We start from the raw sequence: 22,871 nt of genomic DNA, 5'->3' as shown, positions 1-22,871 counted from the left end.
ACAATCAAACTCATATCTATGACACATCCAGAGAGGCAGGAAGCCGAATGAACCTCATGCCACGATTCGTACCCGGACAGCTTGTATGGAATAACGCCTATGCCGAAGCAACCGTCCCTGCTATTAACCCGGCGGCCTCCCCTATGATTCATTGGGCAGACGACACGGTACATCCATCGATTAGTTGCGTATACAAGCTTCACTATATATACCATGATGAATCAGCATCAGCATCAGCATCAGCATCAGCATCAGCATCAGCATCAGCATCAGCATCAGCATCAGCATCAGCATCAAGCTTATTATCCGGCGCGGATTCGACTTCTGTCTATACCGGATCGTCTGACGCTGAACTGATTGCAGAGCCTGAGGCGACGTTCATGCTGAACCGCCTGCTCGATCATGCTGCAAGCTTACTGGGACTTACCTTACTGGAGCTTAAGCAATATTTACAAGATGGCGATCACATTATTCATATTGCCGAACACCAGGGCATCGCCGCTGAGCAATTCCGTGAGCTGCTATGCCATAACATAAGCTTGACCCTGAAAGAGGAGCATTCCTCCGGGAAAATTACACAGTGGCAATATGATCAGTACATCGACATGCTGGACGAACAGCTGCAATTGATTATTGCGCTATGACTTTTATTTTTATAATTGAATCAATAAAAATCCCCATGTCCTGAACAGCACTATGCTATCTGTTCAGATTATGGGGATTTTATTTTGTAAAGACTGTATAGTCAAACTGTCCGATCAATCGATCAGCTCACCCTGAAATACCTGCTGCCTTGCCAAAAACTCACGTAGCGGTTCATATTCGGGTGAAGTCCAGAAAAACTCATGATTCACTAGCTTGGCGGCATCGTCGCGAGCAACCTCCAGCACTTCAAAGTCGCTCACCATATCCGCAATTTTGAATTCAGGCAATCCACTCTGACGCGTACCGAAAAATTCACCCGGCCCACGTAGCTCCAGATCACGGCGAGACACTTCAAAGCCATCATCTGTCTCGGTCATCGCACGCATACGCTCCTGCCCCATCTCAGACTTCGGATCAGCAACGAGAATACAGAACGACTCATGCTCACCCCGTCCAACCCGTCCACGTAGCTGGTGCAGCTGGGATAGCCCGAAGCGATCGGCATCCATCACGATCATTAATGTAGCATTTGGCACATCCACACCCACCTCAACAACAGTAGTGGAGACGAGTAGCTGAATATCATTTGTATAAAAGGCACGCATCGTTTCTTCCTTCTCCGCAGCATTCATACGGCCATGCAGCAGACCGACATGAATATCCGGTAACGCTTGATCCAGCTGCACATACAGATCGATCGCATTTTGCACATCCAGCTTGTCCGACTCTTCGATCAATGGACAGATGACATATGCCTGTCTACCTTGCTTAATCTCACGCGAAATAAAGCCCATCACGCGATCCATCATATTATGCTTAACCCAATACGTCGTAATCGGCTTGCGTCCCTTCGGACGCTCAGCAATCGTGGACACATCCATATCGCCAAAGGCTGTAATGGCCAGCGTACGTGGAATCGGTGTCGCTGTCATGGTGAGCACATCCGGGTCAAAGCCTTTACGCCGCAGGATACTACGCTGATTCACCCCAAAGCGATGCTGCTCATCTGTCACGACGAAGCCAAGACTGCGAAAAAATACATCCTCCTGAATGAGCGCATGCGTACCGACAATGATGTCAGTCATGCCCATTTGCAAGGAAGCTAGCAGGTCTTTCCGCTTACGTCCGGTTACACTGCTGGTCAGCATCTCCACCGCAATATCAAATGGCTCAAACAGCTTTTTCAGCGAGCGTACATGCTGCTCTGCCAGAATCTCGGTTGGCACCATGAGCGCGCCCTGATGACCCGACTTCACTGTAGCATACAGACCAATCGCAGCGACTACCGTTTTACCAGAGCCTACATCCCCTTGCAACAGACGATTCATACTGTAGGGGGAACGCATATCCTTGAGAATATCCAGCTCTACCTGCTTTTGCGCATCGGTTAGCTCGAACGGCAAACTGCGTACAAATTCACGAATGGTTGCATTATCTACCGTATGCACGATTCCTGTTTTGCGCTTGCGATTCATACTACGGTACGCTTGCAGCTTGAGCTGAAATAGAAATAGCTCCTCATACACCATACGTCGCCGTGCCTGTTTACCCTCGCCCACATCCTCGGGCTGATGAATTTGCCGAATCGCTTGCTTACGCGACATTAATTTGTAGCGCTGTATCAGCTCCTGCGGCAGCACCTCGGGAATCATCTCACCGTATTGCTCTAGCGCCTGATGGATCATTTTCCGAATCCAGCCCTGCGTGATTTTACCGCCGATTGAATACACCGGCTGCAAGCTACCACTACGTTGTGTGCCCTTATCAGGAAACTCCGAATCGGTAACGGTCATCTGTGCACGACGCTGATCCCATTTACCGGTCAAAATAATATCGCGCCCTGTCGTCAATTGATCCTTCAGAAAATGACGATTGAACCAGGTTGCTTTCACCATCCAGTTATCTACCATAACATTACATGTCAAACGCGATTTTTTGCCATAGCGCTGTAATACCGGCAGACCGACAATCTTGCCTTCAACGGTAATTTTGTCGCCGTCCTTCACATCCTGAAGCGCCCGCAAACGGTAATCTTCATACCGGAACGGAAAATACTCCAGCAAATCAAGTACGGTAGAGATGCCAAAGGCGTGAAGCTCCCCTTCCTTGGAAGCACTCACGCCGTTGACCTGCCGAACGCCAATCTGATCCAGACTGATATTCATTGTTCATCCCTCATCTATTCCTCATCCGGCCAAGCATATACGGCAATCGTACCTGCGCCCGTATGCGTACCGATCACGGGACCGATCTCCGAATAGACCACGTCCACGATCTCATAATGCTCACGCAGCATCTGTAGCATCGGTTCGCACGATTCACGATTAGCCGTATGTCCCAGCGCCAGATGGATTTTGCGTGCTGTTAGCTTCTGACGCATCATCTCTACGATGCGCGCCATTGCCTTTTTCTGTCCGCGTATTTTTTCAACCGGATAAATAACACCCTGTTCATCAATCGATAGGATCGGCTTCACATTCAGCAGCGTACCCAGCGCAGCCGATGCACGCCCGATCCGTCCACCTTTACGCAAATACTCCAGATCATCTACTAGAAAATAAAGCTCACGCTGGGACAGGATATGCTTCACACCTGCCTGTATCTCAGCTACGGATGCGCCTGCCTGAGCAAGACGTGCCGCATGCACAACCGCCATCCCATATCCATATGATGCAGACAGTGAATCGATCACGGTAATACGATCCTCCTGCTCTACCATCGAGCGTCCAATCGTAGCCGACTGATACGTGCCACTCAGACCCGAGGACAGATGGATCGATACAATCTCTCGATCTGGATAGTCATTGAGCAATCGTGTGTACATCGCCTCATAGTCAGCAGGTGACGGCTGAGATGTCGTAGGTAGCTGTGAAACGGTAGCCAGTCGCTCATAAAAGGTCGTTGGCGTCATATCCACACCATCAGCATACGAATCCTGTCCAAAAAACAGTCGCAGCGGAATAATCTGAATATTATATTCCTTAATTAGCTCCGCCGGAATATCTGCGGTACTCTCCGTTACAATAATCGGATGGGTCATCCCGGTTCCTCCTCTATACGACTGCTGTGGCTACCATTCGCCCCCAGCAGTACCTCAGGATTCAACAGAGAACAGATAGTGATATACAGGCTGTCCGCCATTGTGAATTTCCAGCTCAGCATCGGGGTAAGTCGCCTCAACCCATTCTGCAAGCTGGTTGGTTTCTTCTTCAGAAGCCTCACTACCGGTCAGAATCGTAATCACTTCCTGACCATCCTCAACCATTGCGCCGAGCAGCTGCTGGCATGTCTCTACCAGTTCGGACGCTGTAGCAACGATCTTCGAATTATGAATACCGATATAATGCCCTTGACGAATCGACATCTCATCCATCGTTGTATCACGTACAGCCAGCGTCACCTGACCGGACTTAACATGCGTTAGCGCCTCATTCAGGTTAGCGGTATTCACATCCGCATCTTCATCCTCCTGGAATGCGAATGCAGCTGCGATGCCTTGTGGAATACTTTTACTTGGAATAACGGTAATCTGGCGCTGATCCTCCAGCAGATCACGTGCCTGCTGTGCTGCCAGTACGATATTGGAGTTATTCGGCAAAATATAAATATGACGCGCAGACAGACTTTCCACTGCTTTCACAAAATCCTCTGTGCTCGGATTCATCGTCTGCCCACCAGCCAGAATCACATCTACACCCAGACTGCGGAAAATCTCAGCAATTCCATCACCGGATGAAACAGCGATCATGCCATAGGCAGCCACTTCTTCCGCAGGTATGGAAGCTTCCGTTTGCGGATTAATCGGCTCCTGTGGAATATCGGCAAATAACTCCGGCGGCGGCGCAATATCGAGCCCTGCGGATAGCAAATCACGATGCTGCTCACGCATATTTAAAATATGGATTTGTGTAATTTCGCCATATTGCAGTGCCAGATTCAGCACCTCTCCTGGCGCTCTCGAATGCACATGGACTTTAATAATCTCATCATCCGAAATCACGATAATCGAATCACCATTTACAGCCAGCGCAGCGCGGAACTTTTCTTCATCAAAACGCGCACCAGCAGATGCACCAAGTGTACGATTAATGAAAAATTCCATATCATACAGGAATTCGATATCTTCTGTCTCCAGCTTCGCCTGTGCAGATAATGGCACATCAACCGCCACCTTGGTCACCGAAGGCGCAGCTGCTTGCCCTGTTGAAGCGGAAGCTACTATGCTACTATCGCTGGTGGACGATCCACCATGCTGTAAGTAATCGTAAAAGCCTTCATAAATATATACGAGTCCCTGACCGCCAGAATCGACGACACCGACCTGCTTGAGCACAGGCAGCATTTCCTGCGTTTGTGCCAGTGTTGCCTGTGCTTGCTTCAATACCTCGCCCATCAACTCGGTAATGTCTGTCGTACGACGTGCGTAATATACAGCATGCTTGGCTGCTTCACGTGCTACCGTCAGAATCGTTCCCTCTACCGGCTTGACTACCGCCTTGTAAGCTGTTTCTACCCCTTGCTGTAAGGCTGCCGCAAACTGAGCTGCATTCAGCTCATCACGCGATGCCGCAGAACGACTGAACCCACGGAAAAGCTGGGACAGAATTACACCGGAATTACCGCGCGCTCCCATCAGTAACCCTTTGGACAAGACGGTTGCTGCCTGTCCAATAACAGCCGAGGAGTTCACTTTTAGCTCCGCTACCCCTGCTGTCATTGTCAAATTCATATTGGTTCCTGTGTCACCATCCGGTACAGGAAATACATTCAAGGAATTGACATGCTCGGCATGATTATGCAGTTTCTCCGCGCCAGCTAATACCATCGCGGTAAAATCAACCCCGTTTAAAGAACGCTTGCTCAATGAAAAATCCCCTTCCTTATCTATCATCACTCGTATGATCCGGCTTGCTCTGTGCATTAAGCCTATCGATCGCGTCTGATTCAACATTCTGTTATTGTCGTTATTTTCATTTTATACGTGAGCTTGAATTGTAAATGTATATCCAGCTTGCCGGTATTGATTGATGCCCCAGCATTCATGCGTGCCGTGCTCTCTATATCAATACCCAATGTTCTGACATACAATACGCACTCGCATCAGGGTCGTTCCACCTTTTTTAGCACCATGTATTCGTACCAAGTACCAAGAACAGGCATTCGCCCACACAACAAGCATAAATAGCGGCGAAATATACCCTTCACTTCCGATGTACCGGAAATAAAACGCTTTTACATTTGTCCGCAAATAGGCTTGCTTTATTGCCAAAATATCACACTGAACTATGTTACATTGTACTATAACCGTGTTCAGAAATAAATAAAGTATTTAGAAGTGTTGACGTTGCTTTCTTGATTATGATAGTATGTTATGAGTGTTGTTTTCATGCACTTTTTTGGAAATAGGAGGTGTAACTATGGCTCGTAAATGTTATGTAACTGGTAAAACTGCTGGTAGCGGTAACCACGTATCTCACGCAAACAACCGTAATCGCCGCACTTGGGGCGTGAACGTTCAAAAAGTTCGCATCCTCGTTGACGGTAAACCAAAGCGCGTTTATGTAAGTACTCGTGCTCTGAAATCCGGTAAAGTTACTCGCGTATAATGATATGTCGATGAAGAAAGCACTCTCGCTGAGGGTGCTTTTTTGCTGTGGATTTTGAGGTTGCTGGATGATTGGGGTTTAGAAGTTTGCTTTTGCTCATTAATTAAGAATAAGATTTAAGGAAAAGAGCGTTAAGAACTTTAGGATCTTAAATGTGAGCGCTTGTGAGGTAAAGCGCTCCGGCAAGGGATAAGGGGACGGACTCAGGTGGAGCCGCGGGAATCTTTTGGATCAGGAGTATATGAAGATTCCCGCCCCTCCAAAGTCGTCCTTAACCCTTATTCCCTTGCCTCCGCTCTGTGCTGGGTTGTACATATGTACTTTTTATTTATTACTCATAAATACTTCTATTACTTATAAATGCTTCGAGTAATCTAAACATTTTATACAGCAAACCAGCTCTCCTTGACGCGATATTTCGATTGAATTCATTGTATCCAGTTAGTTAACCATGTAAAATACTACGTTATTTTATGAATTTCAGTTACAACAATGTGTACTCTTTTGTTCATAAACACTTTATCACTTTAGCATGTTAGTATACATTAATCATATTCTCTTAATCAATGTATTTTAAGTCATATATAATTGAGAATCTCTATCTAGTTTTTCTGTCGATTTCATTTTGATTTCCCTACTTACTACTTTTAATCTCAATCCGTACCATTTTCAAGCTTGCCGTACATTTTTTTGTAACTCTGAAAAAATTGGAAGTCTGCTCATCTCGTATCGCTTATCATCGCAAACTTTCGATTTGTAGTATTGGCTCGCTACTCTACAGCTATCATTTTTCATTTCTTCGCTATCGTTTCAATTACGTATCTACATGTAAAAAGCGTGTCAAAGTTAGGAGTAACTTCGACACGCTTTTATTTTGTCTTATGATATTAGATTACACTTTGATGATTAAGCTTATTTTGCTAAATCGCTTTATGACCTGCACCCTATTCGTACCTGACTTTATACCAGACTATCACGAATACTACGAATCGCGGCTGCGCGGTCTGGGGCGCCGAAGACGGCGCTGCCGGCTACGAGGACGTCGGCTCCTGCTTCGACCACCTGGCGGGCGGTGGAGGCAGCGATGCCGCCGTCTACTTCGATGTGCAGGGCGGTGTGTCCCATTTCGTTTGCCCATTGGCGGATTTCGCAAATTTTGTGTACGGTGCGTGGGATGAAGGATTGTCCGCCGAAGCCCGGGTTAACGGTCATGACGAGCACCATATCGATATCTTCCAGCACCTCGCGAATCGCGCTGGCTGGGGTTGCTGGGTTAAGAGCTACGCCTGCTTTGGCGCCGTGCTCCTTGATCAGGTGGATCACACGATGCAGATGCGTACAAGCTTCCGCATGAACGGTGATCATCTGTGCTCCAGCTTTCACGAAGTCAGCTACGTATTGTTCTGGATTTTCGATCATCAGATGGACATCGATGAACAATCCGGTGTGAGAGGATACTGCTTGTAGTACAGGTGCGCCAAAAGTAATATTCGGCACAAAATGTCCGTCCATCACGTCGACATGCAGCCAGTCTGCGCCACTGCGCTCCACTTCTTTTATTTCATCCAGTAAATGTCCAAAATCTGCGGACAGAATAGAAGGAGCAATTTTGATATTATGCATGGTTAGTACCTCCGTTTCTCGTCTTTCATTTCCTGATAGAACTGCTGATAATGCTTGTAGCGCGTATTGGCAATCTCGCCTGTCTCCAGTGCTTCGATTACTTTACAGCCCGGCTCATGCAGATGGGTACAGCCACGGAATTTGCAGCCGTCTGCGTACTCGTTAAACTCGCGGAAGCACGAACCGAGATCATCTACCCCCAGCTGCGTAAAATTGAGCTGGCTGAAACCTGGCGTATCTGCGACATACCCGCCGCCTTGAAGCTCGATAAGCTCTACATGACGTGTCGTATGACGTCCGCGACCAAGTCGCATACTGATCTCACTTGTATTCAGATCGCTACCTGGAATTACCTTATTCAGTAGCGACGATTTGCCTACCCCGGATTGACCAGCGAACATGCTAATTTTACCATTCAGCTCTTCACGAATCTGATCCGTGCCCAGTTCATTTTCCGCACTGGTCAGAATAACCTGATAGCCGATACGTTCGTATAGCTGCTTCGCCTGCTCCACCTCATTCCGTGTCGCTGTATCCTGCGGGTCGATCAGATCCATTTTTGTAAAGCAGATTAGCGGCTCCAGTCCGGCATGTTCAATATGTACCAGAAATTTATCCAGTAGAATCAGGCTAAGGTCTGGTTCCTTGACGGAAAAGAGTAGCACCGCTTGACGAATATTCGCCACAGGAGGACGGATCAGTTCCGTCCTCCGTGGCAATATTTCATCAACGGTGCCTTCTCCGTTCTCAGTCAATGAATAGATGACCTCATCGCCAACAAGCGGCGAAATGCCTTTTTTCTTAAAGATGCCTCTGGCGCGGCACTGGATGGTGCCCGTTTCGGAGAGAGCGTAATCTCCGCTCTCCGTATCCGGTTTAACGTAATAATATCCGCTTAGCGCTTTGACAATTAAGCCTTCAGGCATGCCATCCGTCCTTTCATTTCTTGAGCTTGGCTATGTTGCAATAGCCTGTTATTTATCGTTGTTGTGCCTACTCATTCGCACAAAGGCTGGCTTGAATAGCCCATGATTGTTTGTAAATGAGGCTTGTTAAGATCAAGCTCTAGCTACAACTCAAGGCCCGTTGGTGCCTGCCGCAGGATCTGATGTCCCGTTGCCGTTACCATTGTTATTACCCGGTCCCTGATTATCGCTACCATTTCCATTGCCATTTCCATTATCTGTTCCCGTACTACCTGTAGCTGGATCGGTACCACCATTGTCAGCTGGAGGTGTTGTTGGCGAGGTTGTACCACCATCTGGCGGAGGCGTTACCTGACCTGTATTGTCTGGCTCGATAATACCCTCCTGCACAGTTCCCTGCTTCGCATCATTATAGCTAATCGCAAATGTATCCAGGAACTGACCATCACGATATACTTTGACCACACCATTTTGACTTGGGTCCAGAATCATATTCACCTGTAGCGATTGGCGAGAATTGATCGTTTTGGTACCCCAGTTACGATCTGCGCCACGTGCATCGGTATAGATGATATTGATCTTGCTCGACTGACCTGCCGTTTTTGGTGGTACGGAAACGGAGTACGTAAAGTCGAGTGCTTCCGGTGGATATCCGCTACTGATCCACACATCCACTTTGCTGCCTTTAGTTGCAGAAGAGCCAGCCTGTGGATTTTGACGTGTAACCTTGCCTGCTTCTACCGTATAGCTTGATTCCTGCTGTACATTACCCATTGAAAAGCCTGCACTGGATAATTTCGATTGTGCTGAGGATTGTCCGGAATTGGTCAAATCCGGTACGGTTGCCGTGGATACGCCCTTACTCACAACGAGTGTGACTGCCTGCGTCTCTGGCTTCACATCCTCATTTGCACCTGGATTCTGATCAAGCACGATGCCGCTATCTACACTGTCGCTTGTTTGGTCTTCACGGGTAATCTGATTATCCTTGAATCCAAGCGCGAGTAGCTGCTTGCGGGCATCCTCGTACGTCGTCTGTCCATCCTTGAAGTCCGGCATTTTGATCGGGTCCTTGTCTACCGTCACGCTGAGTGTAACCTGTGCGCCTGACTTGACCGTCGAATTCGGTTCAGGGTCCTGAGCGAAAACAATTCCCGCTTCTTTACCTTCCTGATATTCATAATTAATCTTATCCGAAACGGTAAGACCCATTGCCTCCAGCTGCTGTACCGCGCTTTGTTCCTTTTGATTCAGCACGCTCGGTACGATAACATCCTTTGTTTCCAGTGTAGAGCTGACGTACATTACGATGGCTGTCATGATCAAGAGTACCACGACAACGATCGATACCCATACCGCTGGCTTTTTCCAAAAGCTTTTCGGTTTGGTGGCAGGGCTTGTTCTTCCGCGGTCACGTTCCATATGGCGAACGTCCTCCTTTTCAGGCGGCGGTATCGGAATCGAGTTCGGACGGATTGCCGATACGACCTTGGTCTGCTCATCATCGTCATTAGTTGGGAAATATACCTTCGTTTCGGTGCTGCGTTCTGGCATCAGACATGTATCCAGATCGAGCAGCATATCCTGTGCCGAATGATAACGCTCGGCTGGATTTTTGCGCATCGATTTGAGAATGATATTTTCTACACTTTGCGGAATCAATGGATTGATCACGCGCGGATCTTCAAATTCATCCTGCAAATGCTTGAGCGCAACGCTGATCGGGCTTTCGCCCTGAAACGGCAGTCTGCCCGTTAGCATCTGATACATCACAATACCGAGCGAATACAGATCAGACTTTTCGCCTGTCGTTACGCCCTTCGCATGCTCCGGTGAAAAATAGTGCACCGAGCCTACCACTGAACCCGTCTGTGTAATCGTCGTGGATGTAACCGCCCGTGCGATACCAAAGTCAGTCACCTTCACACGACCATTCAAGCCAATCAAGATGTTATGCGGCTTAATATCACGGTGAATAATCTGATTATGATGCGCATGCTCCAGTGCATCACAGATCTGGGTCGCAATGCGAACCGCTTCTTCGACTGGCAACGGTGCGCGTGCCTTGATGATCTCATTCAGATTCTGTCCATTCACGTATTCCATCACGATAAAATGAACATCGTCCTCCTGCCCTACGTCATAGATGCTCACCACATTCGGATGGGACAGCGAAGCTGCGGACTGCGCTTCACGGCGGAAACGACGAATGAATTCCTCATCATGCACAAACTGCTGTCTTAATACTTTAATGGCGACATGACGGTTCAGCAGTACATCCAGCGCTTTGTATACAAGTGCCATACCGCCTCCGCCGATCTCTTCCATAATTTCATAGCGGCCGCCTAGAATACGTCCAATCATGGCGTCCACCCCTCACTATGTGCACCCTGTGCTGTTTTATCATATTCAAACAGGGCTACGGTAATATTGTCCTCGCCACCAGCTTCCAGCGCGAGTGCAACCAGATGACGTGCACGCTCATCCAGCGCAATGCCAGCCAGCGCTACTGTCTCGATCTGATCGCGTGTGATCATATTACTAAGTCCATCACTGCATAGCAGCAATACTTCGCCTGAAGACAGTTCAATATCATCCAGCTCTACGCTCACCTCAGAATCGGTGCCAAGCGCGCGCGTCAATACATTACGACGCGGATGAGCAGCCGCCTCCTCCTGGCTAATTTGCCCGGTTTTTAGGAGCTCGTTCACCAGACTGTGATCCTGAGTGATCAGACGCAGTCCTTCCTCGCTGATCAGATAGGCACGACTATCGCCAATATGACCGATAATCCCCTGACTTCCTCTCAGCAATACGGCAACCACGGTCGTTCCCATATTATGATAATCATCGCTGATCTGAGCCGTATGAAAAACAACATCATTCGCATGTAAAATCGCATCATGCAGCGCGGCACGGCACGCTTCTGCCGATAGCCCCGCTTCAAGACCCTGCAAATCTGAAATGACCGTCTGCACAGCCAAACGGCTGGCGGTATCGCCTGCGCGATGCCCCCCCATGCCGTCCGCTACAATACCGAGTACATAGTCACCCTGTATATTGCCAACCCATACGGAATCCTCATTTACCTGTCTGACGCGTCCCTTATCACTCAACTGTGCTGTTTTAATCAACACCGATCACCTCGCAGTCGACTCCATGTGCTTCGCACGCAACTGTCCGCAGGCAGCAGCGATATCATGTCCCTGCTCGCGACGGATCGTTACGTTCACACCTTTGTCTGCCAGAATACGTTGAAATTCAAAAATATCCTTACGCGGAGTACGCACATAATCGCGCTCCGGTACATAGTTGACCGGAATCAGGTTCACGTGACACATCATGTCCTTCAGCACGTTAGCCAGTTCCTCTGCATGCTCAGGACGATCATTTACGCCACCGATCAATGCGTATTCAAATGTAATACGGCGACCTGTTTTCGCCATATAATGACGCAGAGATTCCATTACATCATCAAATGGGAAGCGGCGGTTAACCGGCATCAGCTTGGAACGCAGCTTGTCATTTGGTGCGTGAATCGAGATCGCCAGATTGATCTGTGTATTTTCGTCAGTAAATTTGTAGATGCTTGGTACGATACCACTTGTGGATACGGTAATGTGGCGTTGTCCGATGTTAAGCCCTTTTTCGTGAATCATAATGCGCAGGAATTTCATCGTTGCATCATAATTCTCAAACGGCTCACCAGAGCCCATAATAACGATACTGCTTACGCGCTCATTCGTTTCGTCCAGAATCTTTTGCGCTTGAACAACCTGAGCTACGATCTCACCAGCTGTCAGGTTACGCTTCAGACCGCCTAGTGTGGATGCACAGAACGTACAACCGATACGGCAACCGACCTGTGTAGTCACACAGATGCTGTTACCATAGTTGTGACGCATAATAACCGTCTCAATCGCATGGTTATCATGCAGACCGAACAGGAATTTCACCGTGCCGTCCTTGGATTGCAGCTTGGTAATCTCATCAAGCATGACAAAAGAAAACTGGTCGTTCAGCTTGGCACGCAGCCCCTTGGACAAGTTCGTCATTTCTTCAAACGAAGTTACGCGCTTCACATACAGCCAGTCAAAAATTTGCGATGCCCGGAATGCAGGCTCATTATTTTCTTTCACCCAGTCCTGAAGATCCTCCAGGGAAAAGTCATATATAAAGGGTTTCATTAGATTTATCACACCTATTCTTCATATCTTAAATTTGTTTAACTGAACATTACTATCGGGTTCACATCTTTACTATTTTAGCACAAAACAAAGAAAGCCTAAAGGGGCGCGCCGCCATTCGTTGCTACAATCTGCTTGGAGCATCTTCTGTCGGGCCCGCTGTAGGCTATACCGCACCAGCTTTTCAGGCTATAGCGGTCTATCTTTGCTATTCATCTGATTCGTTAAAAATAAAAGTTAATACATTCATTTAAGGTTTTAAACGCAGCGCAGCGATATAAAATCCATCCGAATGATAATCCTGCGGCAAAATTTGTACGCCAAGCGCGGCTTGCTCCGACGCTGTCGCATGTGCCAGCTTATCGGCAAATAACGGAACTACGACCGGTTCAAATTGCGGGTGGGTATCGACAAAGCTACGCACCACATCTTCATTTTCACTCTGCTCAATCGTACATGTGCTATACACCAGTATCCCACCGGGCTTGAGTAATGAAGAAACGCGCTCCAACAATCGGCGCTGTAAAGCCGCAATTTCTTTAATATCCGAAGCGGACTTGTTCCATTTCAAATCTGGCTTACGACGAATGACACCCAGACCTGAGCAAGGCGCATCCAGCAAAATACGATCAAACGAAGCTGCCTCATACCGCTCAGGCAAAGCCATCGCATCGCCGACAGCAGTATCGATCACGGACAGATGCAGACGCTGCGCTTGATCGTCGATCAGCTTACGCTTGTGCTCATGAATATCGTTGGCGATAATATGCCCTTGATTGTGCATTTTTTCTGCGATATGAGCAGTTTTACCACCGGGCGCTGCGCAGCAATCGAGTATGCTCATGCCCGGTTCTGGCTGAACCGCCTCAGCCACAAGCATGGAGCTTTCATCCTGAATCGACAGCATACCATCACGATACCAGTCCGTTAATGCCATATTGCCACTACCACCCACCAGAATACCATCTGGTGCAATGGTAGATGGCTGCGCATAATAGCCAGCATCATTCAGCGTTTTCAGCATCTGCTCGCGTGTCGTCTTGTTCGTGTTCACACGCACACTCACAGCAGGTGGTTCATTGTTAGACATGCAAATCTGCTCGGTAACACTTTCACCGAATTGCTGCACCCAGCGCTCTACCAGCCATTCAGGATGTGAATATTGGAGAGAAATACGCTGTACCGCAGACAGATTGTCTGGAATCACCAGCTCATCGAGCTGACGTAGTACATTACGCAGCACGCCATTTACCATACCGGAGATTCCTTGATGTCCACGGCGTTTGGCGATATTGACCGCTTCATTCACCGCTGCATGCGGAGGAATGCGATCAAGATAATAAATCTGGTAAAAGCTCAGCCGTAACAAGCTTCGTACCCATGGCTGTAATTTATGCATTCCCTTCGCTACAAAGCGTCCGAGAAAATAATCAATCGTATTCAAATGGGAAATGGTGCCGTAGACGATCTCTGTCGTCAATCCAGCATCCGCTCGCTCCAGACCTGCCTGTACCAGCGCCTGATTCAATTGCAGGTTGCTATACGAGCCGCTTGCTTCCACATCGGTCAATACATTTAGCGCAACATCACGAGCAGACAGCTTGCGCGCTCCTACCTTTGGTGCTGATTGCGGGTTACTGGAGCCGTTACGATTCGCAGGTGAGGACGATCGTTTACCTTGCCCATTTGAGGAGCCGTTTCCTGATGACTGCGATGGACGGCGTGGGCGCTTATCGGATGAACTCACGACAGCACCGTTCCTGTGGTCATTACATTCCCACGTGCAAAGTCAGCTGCACGCAGCGCTTTTTTACCCGCAGGCTGTACTTCGGTCAGCGTTAGTACACCATCACCTGTACGAACCACGATTCCGTTTTTGTTAAACTCGACTACTGTACCTGGCACGGCATCCGCAACGCCACTCGGCAACGATTCATTTGCCTGGGGCTTGAGTGTTTTCCATACCTTGAACACATCGCCATTCCATAGCGTAAAGCCCCCTGCAAAGGGTACAAGACCGCGAATCTGATTATAAATCGCCCGGCTATCCTTGCTCCAGTCGATCTTCTCGTCTTCACGCGTCAAGTTCGGTGCATAGGTCGCTTCGTCGTCATTTTGCGGCTCTGCATCCAGCTTGCCTTCCAACAGACGTGGAAGCTCCTGCTTCAGCAATTCTGCACCAGCAACGCTCATTTTTTCAAATAGCGCTCCTGACGTATCTTCGTCCGTAATCGGCACTTCCAGACGTGCGATCATATCACCGGTGTCCAGACCTTCCGCCATGTACATGAGCGTGATTCCTGTCACCGTCTCACCGTTAATGATGCAGCGCTGAATCGGTGCGCCGCCGCGATATTTAGGCAGCAGCGAGCCATGGATATTAACACAGCCCAGACGTGGTAGATCCAGCACAGCCTTAGGTAAAATTTGTCCATACGCCGCCGTTACGATTAGATCAGGCTCATACGCCGCTAGCTCCGCTACTGCTTCCGGATTGCGCATACGCTGCGGCTGTAATACAGGCAGACCATGCTCCAATGCTGCTGATTTGACTGGCGATGGTGTTAGAATTTTTTTACGTCCCTGTGGCTTGTCTGGCTGGGTAACCACGCACACAACATTCATCCCCTGCTCCAGTAGCAGCTTGAGGCTAGCTACCGCAAAGTCAGGCGTTCCCATAAAAGCGATTCTGGTCAATGTTTATTCCCCTTCCTCGTCCAGTCTGCGGTCATAGACACGCTCGGCGATATCGGTGAACAATACACCGTTCAGATGATCGATCTCATGCTGTAGCGCACGTGCCAGCAGCTCACGTCCCGTTATCGTAATCTCGTTACCATCGCGATCCAGACCTTTTACCGTCACTTCCATTGCACGGCGTACTTCACCATTCAATGCTGGAATGCTCAGGCAGCCTTCCGAACCGAACTGCTCGCCGCTACTTGCGACAATCTCAGGGTTGATCAGCTCGATCAAGCCATGCTCATCTCCTACATCAACTACAATTGCACGTTTAAGAATACCGACCTGTGGTGCAGCCAGTCCTACGCCATCTGCGTCATACATCGTTTCTGCCATATCAGTCAGCAGCTTTTGTACATTAGGAGTAATTTTTGTGATTTCTTTTGCTTTTTTGTGAAGCACTTCATCCGGTTCTTTTACAATAATACGAATTGCCATCGTCTCATCCATCCTTTACGTCATATCAGTTCAGTTGTTTTGTTTACTTGATGCAGCATCATTTGCGCAGACTCTATCGTTGATCATCCGCAAACAGCAGCCCCGCTACTCCAAGTAGCGCCTGACTATAGGCAGCTGTAGGAGCAATCGGGGCAGTTGGTGCTACATCATTACCTGTGGATCAACATCAATGCTGATCAAAAGTTCTTTATCGCGCGTGCTGTCCTGTAGCTGCTGGGATACAAATTCCGCCAGCTTCGCAACGTCCATATCTCCACGCCATTTTATCATACATTGGAATCGGTATCTATTTTTTAGCCGTGGAATCGGTGAAGCGACTGGTCCAAGCACGTCCAGCGCCTCGGTAGAAAAGCGCTCCAGACTGCCTAGCCAGCCCAATCGCTGTGCCTGATCCTTGACCATTTGCACATAATTTTCAGCGATTCGTACAAGTAATGGCAGTTTCTCATGCGAAAAGGTGATCAGTGCCAGGCGGCAGTAAGGTGGATAGCCAAGCCCCTGACGATGCTTCAGCTCTTCACGTACAAAGGAAGCATAATCATGTCGGCTCGCATGCACCACCGAATAGTGATCCGGATTGTACGTCTGTACGATAACCTCACCTGGCAAATGGTGCCGACCTGCACGTCCAGCTACCTGAGTCAATAGCTGAAATGTCTTCTCTCCTGCACGAAAATCAGGCAGATGCAGCGCCGAATCAGCAGCAATAACGCCGACAAGCGTTACATCCGGGAAATCCAGACCTTTGGCGACCATCTGTGTACCAAGTAGTAAATCTGCCTGCCGATCACGGAATGTGTTCAATAGCTTTTCGTGTGAACCCTTCTGCGTAGTCGTATCCACATCCATGCGCACCACCCGAATACCCGGGAACAGCTTCGCCAGCTCTTCCTCCACCCGCTGTGTTCCTGTACCAAAATAGCGAATATGCTCACTTCCGCACTCTGGGCACACCTCTGGCGCCGGCTCCGCATGACCACAATAATGGCAACGCAGATTATTTGAGCGCTGGTGGAAGGTAAGCGAGATATCGCAGTTCGGGCATTCAGCAACATAGCCACAGGTGCGACACATCACGAATGTCGAGTGTCCACGCCGATTCAGCAATAGCACGGTCTGCTGCTTTTTCTCCAACCGATCGGCGATTGCCTCATGTAGTGGACGGCTGAACATGGAGCGGTTGCCTTCCTTCAGTTCCTCACGCATATCTACAATGTGTACCGCAGGTAGCTCGCTACCAAGCGCACGTCCGTGAATTTCCAGTAGCGTCGGTTTGAATTCATCATTACTTTGTGAACGAGAAGCATGATAGCTCTCCAGCGAAGGGGTAGCCGAACCAAGAATGACCACCGCCTGATGCTGATGCGCACGATGCACCGCCACATCACGAGCATGATATTTTGGGCTTTCCTCCTGCTTGTAGGAAGTCTCATGCTCCTCATCCATAATGATCAGACCGAGATGGGCAAATGGGGCAAAAATCGCCGAGCGTGCTCCAATTGCCACCAGCGCCTGACCTTCACGAATTTTGCGCCATTCATCATAACGCTCACCGCTGGACAAACGGCTATGCAGCACCGCCACATGATCACCGAAGCGGCTTTTAAAACGCTCCACCATTTGTGGGGTGAGTGAGATTTCTGGCACGAGCATAATCGCTTGCCGTCCCTGCTCAATCACCCGCTGAATCGATTGCAGATACACCTCGGTCTTACCGCTCCCTGTAATACCGTGCACTAGAAATTCACCCTCGGTACGGCTGTCGATACGCTGTACGATGGAGTCATACACCATCTGCTGTTCATCCGTCAGTACGAAGGGCTGACTCGGCTTAAAATGACGATCCTTGTACGGATCACGGAATACCTCGGTATCCTGAATCGCAATATAGCCTTTATCCGCAAGCGACTTGACCGTGCTAGCTGTAACACCAAGCACACTCAGAATCTGCTTCATTGTCACCTCACCGCCAATATCCGCGATAAAAGCGAGCACTTCCTTTTGCCGACTCGCTCGCGCAGGAAACTCATCGATAATCGTGCGAATCTCATCCTCTGGGAGTCGAAGCGATATCGTCCGTACCGTCTTCTTCTGCACCTTATCACGAATACTGCGTGTTTCCGACAATACACCACGCTGGAGCAAACGCTTGATTGTATCTGCCTGTCCAGCAAACTTGCGGCTGAGATGCTCCATCCGTACTTCCTGCTGCTTGCGAATATGAGCAACGATCGCCGCTTCTGCTTCATCCAGCTCATCTACCGTTTCAAATAGGACAGGCTCATCCGCCGCAGTAGCTGTATCCTGTTCACGCTCACCCCACTCGGATGGATCGGCAACTCGAATATATCGCTCTGCTTTACCCTTTAGCGCCGATGGCAGCATCGCTTGCAGCGCGGTAATCCGGTGACACGCATAACGCGCACTCATCCACGCTGACAGCTCGATCAGATCCTCAGATAAAGGTGGAACGAGATCGAGCAGCTCCTTAATCGGCTTCAGCTTTATATCTGGCGTTTCCGACTGTTCAGCAAGTCCGATGACAAAGCCCTGTAAGGTACGCGGACCAAAAGGTACACCGACCCGACTGCCAATCTCCAGCCAGCCCTGCATCGAGTCCGGGATCAAGTAATCAAACGGTCGGTCAGTGCCACGGCTCGGAACATCAACGATCACCCTGGCAATCCGGCTCATGAGGCAGACACCCCGCTCATTCGCTTCGCTGCAAGCTGTAGCAGGCGTGATGCGACTTCGTCCTTGCTCATCAGCGGTACGTCATCAGCAAGCCCATTTTCATCAAAAATCTGTACACGATTCGTGTCTGTGCCAAAGCCAGCGCCTGCTGCTGTCACATCATTCGCGACAATCAGATCACAGCGCTTGCGTCGAAGCTTGTCCATCGCATATTCGGCAACATTGCCTGTCTCTGCGGCAAAGCCAATCAAAAATTGATCGACCTTACGCTCACCCAGACTCTGCAAAATGTCGACGGTTTTTTCAAGCTCTAGCGTCAGGTCAGCATCCTTCTTTTTCATTTTGGTGGCATGTACGGTTTTCGGACGGTAATCAGCAACCGCAGCCGTTTGCACCATAATATCGGTATCGTTCCATTCTGCCAGCACCGCTTCATACATATCCTGTGCAGATTGGACGCGAATCGTCTCGATGTCTGTCGGCAAAGGCACCTGAACCGAGGCGGCGATAAGCTTTACCTCTGCGCCCATTCGATGTGCCATACGTGCCACAGCAACGCCCATTTTGCCAGAGGAATCATTCGTAATATAGCGAACTGGATCAATTCGTTCAATCGTTCCACCTGCTGTCACTGTCACCTTGCGTCCAGCTAACAGCCCTGCAAGCTGGCGTTCGCGTTCCTGTGTGGCAAAATACTGCTGTACTACCGCGATGATCGTCTCGGGCTCTTCCAAGCGTCCTTTGCCCACATAGCCACATGCCAGCATACCTTCGCCTGGCTCCACCATCATCACACCGCGATCCACAAGTGTGTTCATATGACCGATAATCGCCGGATGCTGGTACATATGCACATTCATTGCTGGAGCGACCATAATCGGTGCTGTCGTTGCTAGCAGCATGGACGTGAGCATATTATCTGCTAGACCCAGCGCCATTTGGGAAATCGTATTCGCTGTTGCTGGGGCAATCAATACGAGGTCGGCTAGATCAGCTAGATGAATATGCGTTACTACCTCTGGATTGCGTTCGTCAAATGTATCAATATGCACAGGGTTACGTGATAGCGTCTGCAAGGTAAGCTCGGTAATAAACTTGACAGCCGATTCAGTCATGACCACATGCACATCGGCTCCCTGCTTGACCAGCCCACTACAGAGCGAGGCTGCTTTGTAAGCCGCAATACCGCCGGTGATGCCAAGCACGATCTTTTTGCCTTTTAGCATGATATTCCCTGCTTTCTTATAAATTGGTGGTGGGAAAGTGATTTTACCTGGTGCGTGTATAGACTTTTGTTGTAACGCATGCTTCACTACGACAAGGAATAAGGAACGTCCTCCGGTGGAACGCAGGAATCTACGGAGCAGGAAAAATTGTAGATTCCCGCGTTCCAAAGTCGTCCTTTCCCTTATTTCCTTATCTTCGTTCCGTCGCATTTGCAACACAAGTCTTTCTACAGCCAGGATAAAATATCTTTTATGGTGTGGAGCATTGGTACAAGTACGATTGAAGCACCAACATTCCAATAAATATCTTAGAGCATTTATTATTGTTGTGTGGAATATAATCAGGGTGCAATAAGCAAAAAAGTTACTAGTTTTTCAACTAAAAATTCACTATTGGCTCCTATCGAAAACCCCGATTATCAAATAAAAAAAGGATTGAGAAATTGTCTTCTCAATCCCTTTATTATACCTCTAAATGTGCAAAAAGGGTACAGGTATTCGTACATCCTGTGCCTTATCGTGCGTTCGTTTACACAAAAAATAACAACCTTTCGGTTGTTATCATTGCCCTTTGGTTACGCTATAGCATTGGTATGCTATAAGCAAATGAAGGAATTAGTTTTCGCGGTCGCTTTGCTCCAGCTCTGCTTCAGTACGACGCTCGATCTTGATGTTGTCGTTGTAGATTTCTTCCAGCGCTACGCCGACAAATTTGTGAGCTTTTGGATGGTGCAGTTCGCTTTTGCTGCCATCACGCAGTTGTCTTGCACGGCGGGATGCCGCAACAACGAGCGAGTATTTACTGTCTACTTTGTTCATCATTTCATCAATGGATGGATATAACATAGTTTTGCACCTCATATTCTGTCAGAACATTTCTGCTCTGCAACTTATTTACGAATCTTGCAATGCTCAGCGATGATAATGCTTTCGATGCGCTGACAAGCCAGCTCAATCTCATCATTCACCACGGAGTAGTCGTAATGCTTCATCATTTCCAGCTCATCTGCTGCAACCGTCATGCGATTGTTGATCGTATCGACTGTTTCCGTACCACGGTTGGTCAGACGATTTTGCAGTTCTTCAAACGAAGGAGGCGTCAGGAAAATGAACACACCCTCAGGGAACTTTTCCATCACCTTCAGTGCGCCCTGCACTTCGATTTCCAGAAAAATATCGTTGCCTGTTTCCAGTGTGCTCTCTACAAAATCACGTGGTGTGCCGTAATGATTACCTACGTATTCTGCATATTCCAGCAGCATATCGCCAGCGATCATTTGCTGAAACTCCTCGTGTGTTTTGAAGAAATAGTTGACCCCATCAACTTCGCCCTCACGCGGCTGGCGAGTGGTTGCGGATACCGAATAGATCAGCTCGGGCTTGCGTGTGCGCAGCTCTGCGCTGACGGTTCCTTTGCCGACACCGGACGGGCCGGACAGTACAAATAATAATCCTTTAGACATGATACACTCCAATGTAGACTGCCGGTAGCCTGATTCCAAGCACCGGCAGTCTGATTTTGTTTATTCGTCGTTATCGTCGTCTTTGAGGGACAGACGATGGGCTACGGTTTCCGGCTGAACCGCCGATAAAATGACGTGATCACTATCGGTAATAATTACCGCACGTGTACGTCGACCATAGGTTGCATCAATCAGCATATGGCGATCGCGTGCCTCCTGAATAATCCGTTTGATTGGTGCGGATTCCGGGCTTACGATAGAAATGATCCGGTTTGCGGATACAATATTACCAAAGCCAATGTTGATAAGTTTGATTGCCATGTTCAGGTTTTTCCCCCTATGCATTTGACTCAATTGCGCCGAAACTGACGTCGCTTCTTGGTCTTATTCCAAATTCGCGGCTTGTTCACGGATTTTTTCCAGTTCCGCTTTCATCTCGACGACATGGTTAACTAGAGCCAGATGATTAGCTTTGGAACCAATCGTATTGACTTCCCGGTTCATTTCCTGAAGTAGGAAATCGAGCTTACGGCCAATCGAATCATCCTGCTCCAGCAATTGCCGGAACTGCCCAAAATGACTCGATAGCCTGGTCAATTCCTCATCGATATTGGAACGATCGGCAAAAATCGCCACTTCCATTCCAATTCTTGATTCATCCCAGTGAAAGCTACCATCCTGAAGCTCACTTAGTCGCTGCTTCATCCGAAGGCGGTGCTCCTCCACCACAGTAGGTGCAAGCTCTCGCATCTCCTGATAAAGCTGTTCCAAGTGAGCAAGTCTGCTCGTCAGGTCAAAGACCAGATGCCGACCCTCACGCACCCGCATTTCCACCAGGCCGTTCAGCGCCTCGTCCAATCCCTGCTCCAGCATTTCCTGCAATTGCTCAGGATTATCTTGCTCATTGCTACGCTCCTGCATTTTCATGACGCCAGGCAACGCAAGCAGATGACTGACCTCTAATGTGCCTGCCACCTCATATCGTTGCCTTAGCTCTGCGGCTGCCGTAATATAGGCTGCCGCCGTCTCATGATCAAGCTGGAGAGATGACGGCTGCCCGTCATCCTGCTCTTTATTTACAAATACATCAATCCGTCCACGCTTCACCTTACTCTGCACGAGCTTGCGCAAGCTGTCTTCCATACTTGCCCATTCACGCGGCATACGAAGCATGATCTCGCAATAGCGATGGTTGACGGATTTTACTTCAATCTGGATTTTGTAGCCACCGTGTTGAACGGTGGACTGACCGTATCCGGTCATACTGAATGACATCGGCATCACATCCGTTATACTATTG

19 protein-coding genes are annotated in these 22,871 nt (G+C 48.8%); 2 read left to right on the top strand and 17 right to left on the bottom strand.

Annotated features, from left to right (window positions below; all coding sequences use genetic code 11):
* The first annotated feature begins 56 nt into the window (after positions 1–56).
* Positions 57–644: a hypothetical protein gene (locus IEX62_RS09025; RefSeq protein WP_188775140.1), complete on the top strand. Its 588-nt coding sequence runs from the start codon at positions 57–59 to the stop codon at positions 642–644.
* A 114-nt stretch (positions 645–758) separates the two neighbouring features.
* Here IEX62_RS09025 and recG read toward each other — a convergent pair whose 3' ends face one another.
* From recG to fakA, 3 genes are read right to left on the bottom strand one after another with little or no spacing between them, the layout of a single operon-like run.
* Positions 759–2,810 carry an ATP-dependent DNA helicase RecG gene (gene recG / locus IEX62_RS09020; RefSeq protein ID WP_188775139.1) on the bottom strand — a complete coding sequence of 684 codons (2,052 nt, stop codon included), beginning with the start codon at positions 2,808–2,810 and terminating at the stop codon, positions 759–761.
* A gap of 14 nt (positions 2,811–2,824) precedes the next feature.
* Positions 2,825–3,685 (bottom strand): DegV family protein, encoded by an 861-nt coding sequence (gene fakB, locus IEX62_RS09015; protein WP_188775138.1) that lies wholly within the window; start codon positions 3,683–3,685, stop codon positions 2,825–2,827.
* 54 nt (positions 3,686–3,739) lie between these two features.
* Positions 3,740–5,509 (bottom strand): DAK2 domain-containing protein, encoded by a 1,770-nt coding sequence (gene fakA / locus IEX62_RS09010; RefSeq protein WP_188775137.1) that lies wholly within the window; start codon positions 5,507–5,509, stop codon positions 3,740–3,742.
* 553 nt (positions 5,510–6,062) lie between these two features.
* On the opposite strand from fakA, the gene rpmB reads away from it, so the two are divergent.
* Positions 6,063–6,251: a 50S ribosomal protein L28 gene (gene rpmB, locus IEX62_RS09005; protein WP_082472268.1), complete on the top strand. Its 189-nt coding sequence runs from the start codon at positions 6,063–6,065 to the stop codon at positions 6,249–6,251.
* Between the two features lie 960 nt (positions 6,252–7,211).
* Here the strand turns inward: rpmB and rpe are convergent.
* From rpe to IEX62_RS08935, 14 genes are all read right to left on the bottom strand, one after another.
* Positions 7,212–7,874 carry a ribulose-phosphate 3-epimerase gene (gene rpe / locus IEX62_RS09000; protein WP_188775136.1) on the bottom strand — a complete coding sequence of 221 codons (663 nt, stop codon included), beginning with the start codon at positions 7,872–7,874 and terminating at the stop codon, positions 7,212–7,214.
* Positions 7,875–7,876: 2 nt separating this feature from the next.
* Positions 7,877–8,800, bottom strand: coding sequence for a ribosome small subunit-dependent GTPase A (rsgA, locus tag IEX62_RS08995; protein ID WP_188775135.1), 924 nt, complete (start codon positions 8,798–8,800; stop codon positions 7,877–7,879).
* Between the two features lie 150 nt (positions 8,801–8,950).
* The gene (gene pknB, locus IEX62_RS08990; protein WP_188775134.1) at positions 8,951–11,164 is read right to left on the bottom strand and encodes a Stk1 family PASTA domain-containing Ser/Thr kinase; all 2,214 of its coding nucleotides are present in this window, start codon (positions 11,162–11,164) and stop codon (positions 8,951–8,953) included.
* Positions 11,161–11,934, bottom strand: coding sequence for a Stp1/IreP family PP2C-type Ser/Thr phosphatase (locus IEX62_RS08985; RefSeq protein ID WP_188775133.1), 774 nt, complete (start codon positions 11,932–11,934; stop codon positions 11,161–11,163). The genes pknB and IEX62_RS08985 overlap by 4 nt, the downstream gene beginning before the upstream one ends.
* Before the next feature lie 6 nt (positions 11,935–11,940).
* Complete coding sequence (gene rlmN, locus IEX62_RS08980) at positions 11,941–12,987, bottom strand: dual-specificity RNA methyltransferase RlmN (RefSeq protein WP_188775132.1); 1,047 nt, start codon at positions 12,985–12,987, stop codon at positions 11,941–11,943.
* A 250-nt stretch (positions 12,988–13,237) separates the two neighbouring features.
* Entirely contained in the window at positions 13,238–14,734 is a 1,497-nt protein-coding gene (gene rsmB, locus IEX62_RS08975; RefSeq protein ID WP_188775131.1) for a 16S rRNA (cytosine(967)-C(5))-methyltransferase RsmB, read from the bottom strand.
* Complete coding sequence (gene fmt, locus IEX62_RS08970; RefSeq protein ID WP_188775594.1) at positions 14,731–15,666, bottom strand: methionyl-tRNA formyltransferase; 936 nt, start codon at positions 15,664–15,666, stop codon at positions 14,731–14,733. Before fmt ends, rsmB begins: the two co-directional genes overlap by 4 nt.
* Before the next feature lie 21 nt (positions 15,667–15,687).
* Positions 15,688–16,167, bottom strand: coding sequence for a peptide deformylase (gene def, locus IEX62_RS08965; protein ID WP_188775130.1), 480 nt, complete (start codon positions 16,165–16,167; stop codon positions 15,688–15,690).
* Positions 16,168–16,329: 162 nt separating this feature from the next.
* On the bottom strand, positions 16,330–18,882 hold the full coding sequence (gene priA / locus IEX62_RS08960) for a primosomal protein N' (RefSeq protein WP_188775129.1): 2,553 nt from the start codon (positions 18,880–18,882) through the stop codon (positions 16,330–16,332).
* On the bottom strand, positions 18,879–20,108 hold the full coding sequence (gene coaBC / locus IEX62_RS08955) for a bifunctional phosphopantothenoylcysteine decarboxylase/phosphopantothenate--cysteine ligase CoaBC (protein ID WP_188775128.1): 1,230 nt from the start codon (positions 20,106–20,108) through the stop codon (positions 18,879–18,881). The genes priA and coaBC overlap by 4 nt, the downstream gene beginning before the upstream one ends.
* A gap of 615 nt (positions 20,109–20,723) precedes the next feature.
* Entirely contained in the window at positions 20,724–20,954 is a 231-nt protein-coding gene (gene rpoZ / locus IEX62_RS08950) for a DNA-directed RNA polymerase subunit omega (RefSeq protein ID WP_188775127.1), read from the bottom strand.
* Between the two features lie 44 nt (positions 20,955–20,998).
* A complete protein-coding gene (gene gmk, locus IEX62_RS08945) occupies positions 20,999–21,571 on the bottom strand; it encodes a guanylate kinase (RefSeq protein WP_188775126.1) in 573 nt (190 codons plus the stop codon).
* Positions 21,572–21,631: 60 nt separating this feature from the next.
* A complete protein-coding gene (remA, locus tag IEX62_RS08940; RefSeq protein WP_017814687.1) occupies positions 21,632–21,892 on the bottom strand; it encodes an extracellular matrix/biofilm regulator RemA in 261 nt (86 codons plus the stop codon).
* A 63-nt stretch (positions 21,893–21,955) separates the two neighbouring features.
* The gene (locus IEX62_RS08935) at positions 21,956–22,846 is read right to left on the bottom strand and encodes a YicC/YloC family endoribonuclease (protein WP_188775125.1); all 891 of its coding nucleotides are present in this window, start codon (positions 22,844–22,846) and stop codon (positions 21,956–21,958) included.
* Positions 22,847–22,871: the final 25 nt, after the last annotated feature.

The organism is Paenibacillus hunanensis (assembly GCF_014645615.1).
Taxonomy (GTDB): domain Bacteria; phylum Bacillota; class Bacilli; order Paenibacillales; family Paenibacillaceae; genus Saccharibacillus; species Saccharibacillus hunanensis.
Note: the sequence above shows the minus strand (reverse complement) of the source record. Positions and strands in the feature narration are given on the sequence as shown.

Excerpts from the sequence above, each read along its gene's own strand:
- IEX62_RS09025 (WP_188775140.1), top strand. The coding sequence starts at position 57 with ATGCCACGATTCGTACCCGGACAGCTTGTATGGAATAACGCCTATGCC.
- recG (WP_188775139.1), bottom strand. The coding sequence starts at position 2,810 with ATGAATATCAGTCTGGATCAGATTGGCGTTCGGCAGGTCAACGGCGTG.
- fakB (WP_188775138.1), bottom strand. The coding sequence starts at position 3,685 with ATGACCCATCCGATTATTGTAACGGAGAGTACCGCAGATATTCCGGCG.
- rpmB (WP_082472268.1), top strand. The coding sequence starts at position 6,063 with ATGGCTCGTAAATGTTATGTAACTGGTAAAACTGCTGGTAGCGGTAAC.
- rpe (WP_188775136.1), bottom strand. The coding sequence starts at position 7,874 with ATGCATAATATCAAAATTGCTCCTTCTATTCTGTCCGCAGATTTTGGA.
- rsgA (WP_188775135.1), bottom strand. The coding sequence starts at position 8,800 with ATGCCTGAAGGCTTAATTGTCAAAGCGCTAAGCGGATATTATTACGTT.
- pknB (WP_188775134.1), bottom strand. The coding sequence starts at position 11,164 with ATGATTGGACGTATTCTAGGCGGCCGCTATGAAATTATGGAAGAGATC.
- rlmN (WP_188775132.1), bottom strand. The coding sequence starts at position 12,987 with ATGAAACCCTTTATATATGACTTTTCCCTGGAGGATCTTCAGGACTGG.
- fmt (WP_188775594.1), bottom strand. The coding sequence starts at position 15,666 with ATGGGAACGCCTGACTTTGCGGTAGCTAGCCTCAAGCTGCTACTGGAG.
- def (WP_188775130.1), bottom strand. The coding sequence starts at position 16,167 with ATGGCAATTCGTATTATTGTAAAAGAACCGGATGAAGTGCTTCACAAA.
- priA (WP_188775129.1), bottom strand. The coding sequence starts at position 18,882 with ATGAGCCGGATTGCCAGGGTGATCGTTGATGTTCCGAGCCGTGGCACT.
- coaBC (WP_188775128.1), bottom strand. The coding sequence starts at position 20,108 with ATGCTAAAAGGCAAAAAGATCGTGCTTGGCATCACCGGCGGTATTGCG.
- rpoZ (WP_188775127.1), bottom strand. The coding sequence starts at position 20,954 with ATGTTATATCCATCCATTGATGAAATGATGAACAAAGTAGACAGTAAA.
- gmk (WP_188775126.1), bottom strand. The coding sequence starts at position 21,571 with ATGTCTAAAGGATTATTATTTGTACTGTCCGGCCCGTCCGGTGTCGGC.
- remA (WP_017814687.1), bottom strand. The coding sequence starts at position 21,892 with ATGGCAATCAAACTTATCAACATTGGCTTTGGTAATATTGTATCCGCA.
- IEX62_RS08935 (WP_188775125.1), bottom strand. The coding sequence starts at position 22,846 with ATGTCATTCAGTATGACCGGATACGGTCAGTCCACCGTTCAACACGGT.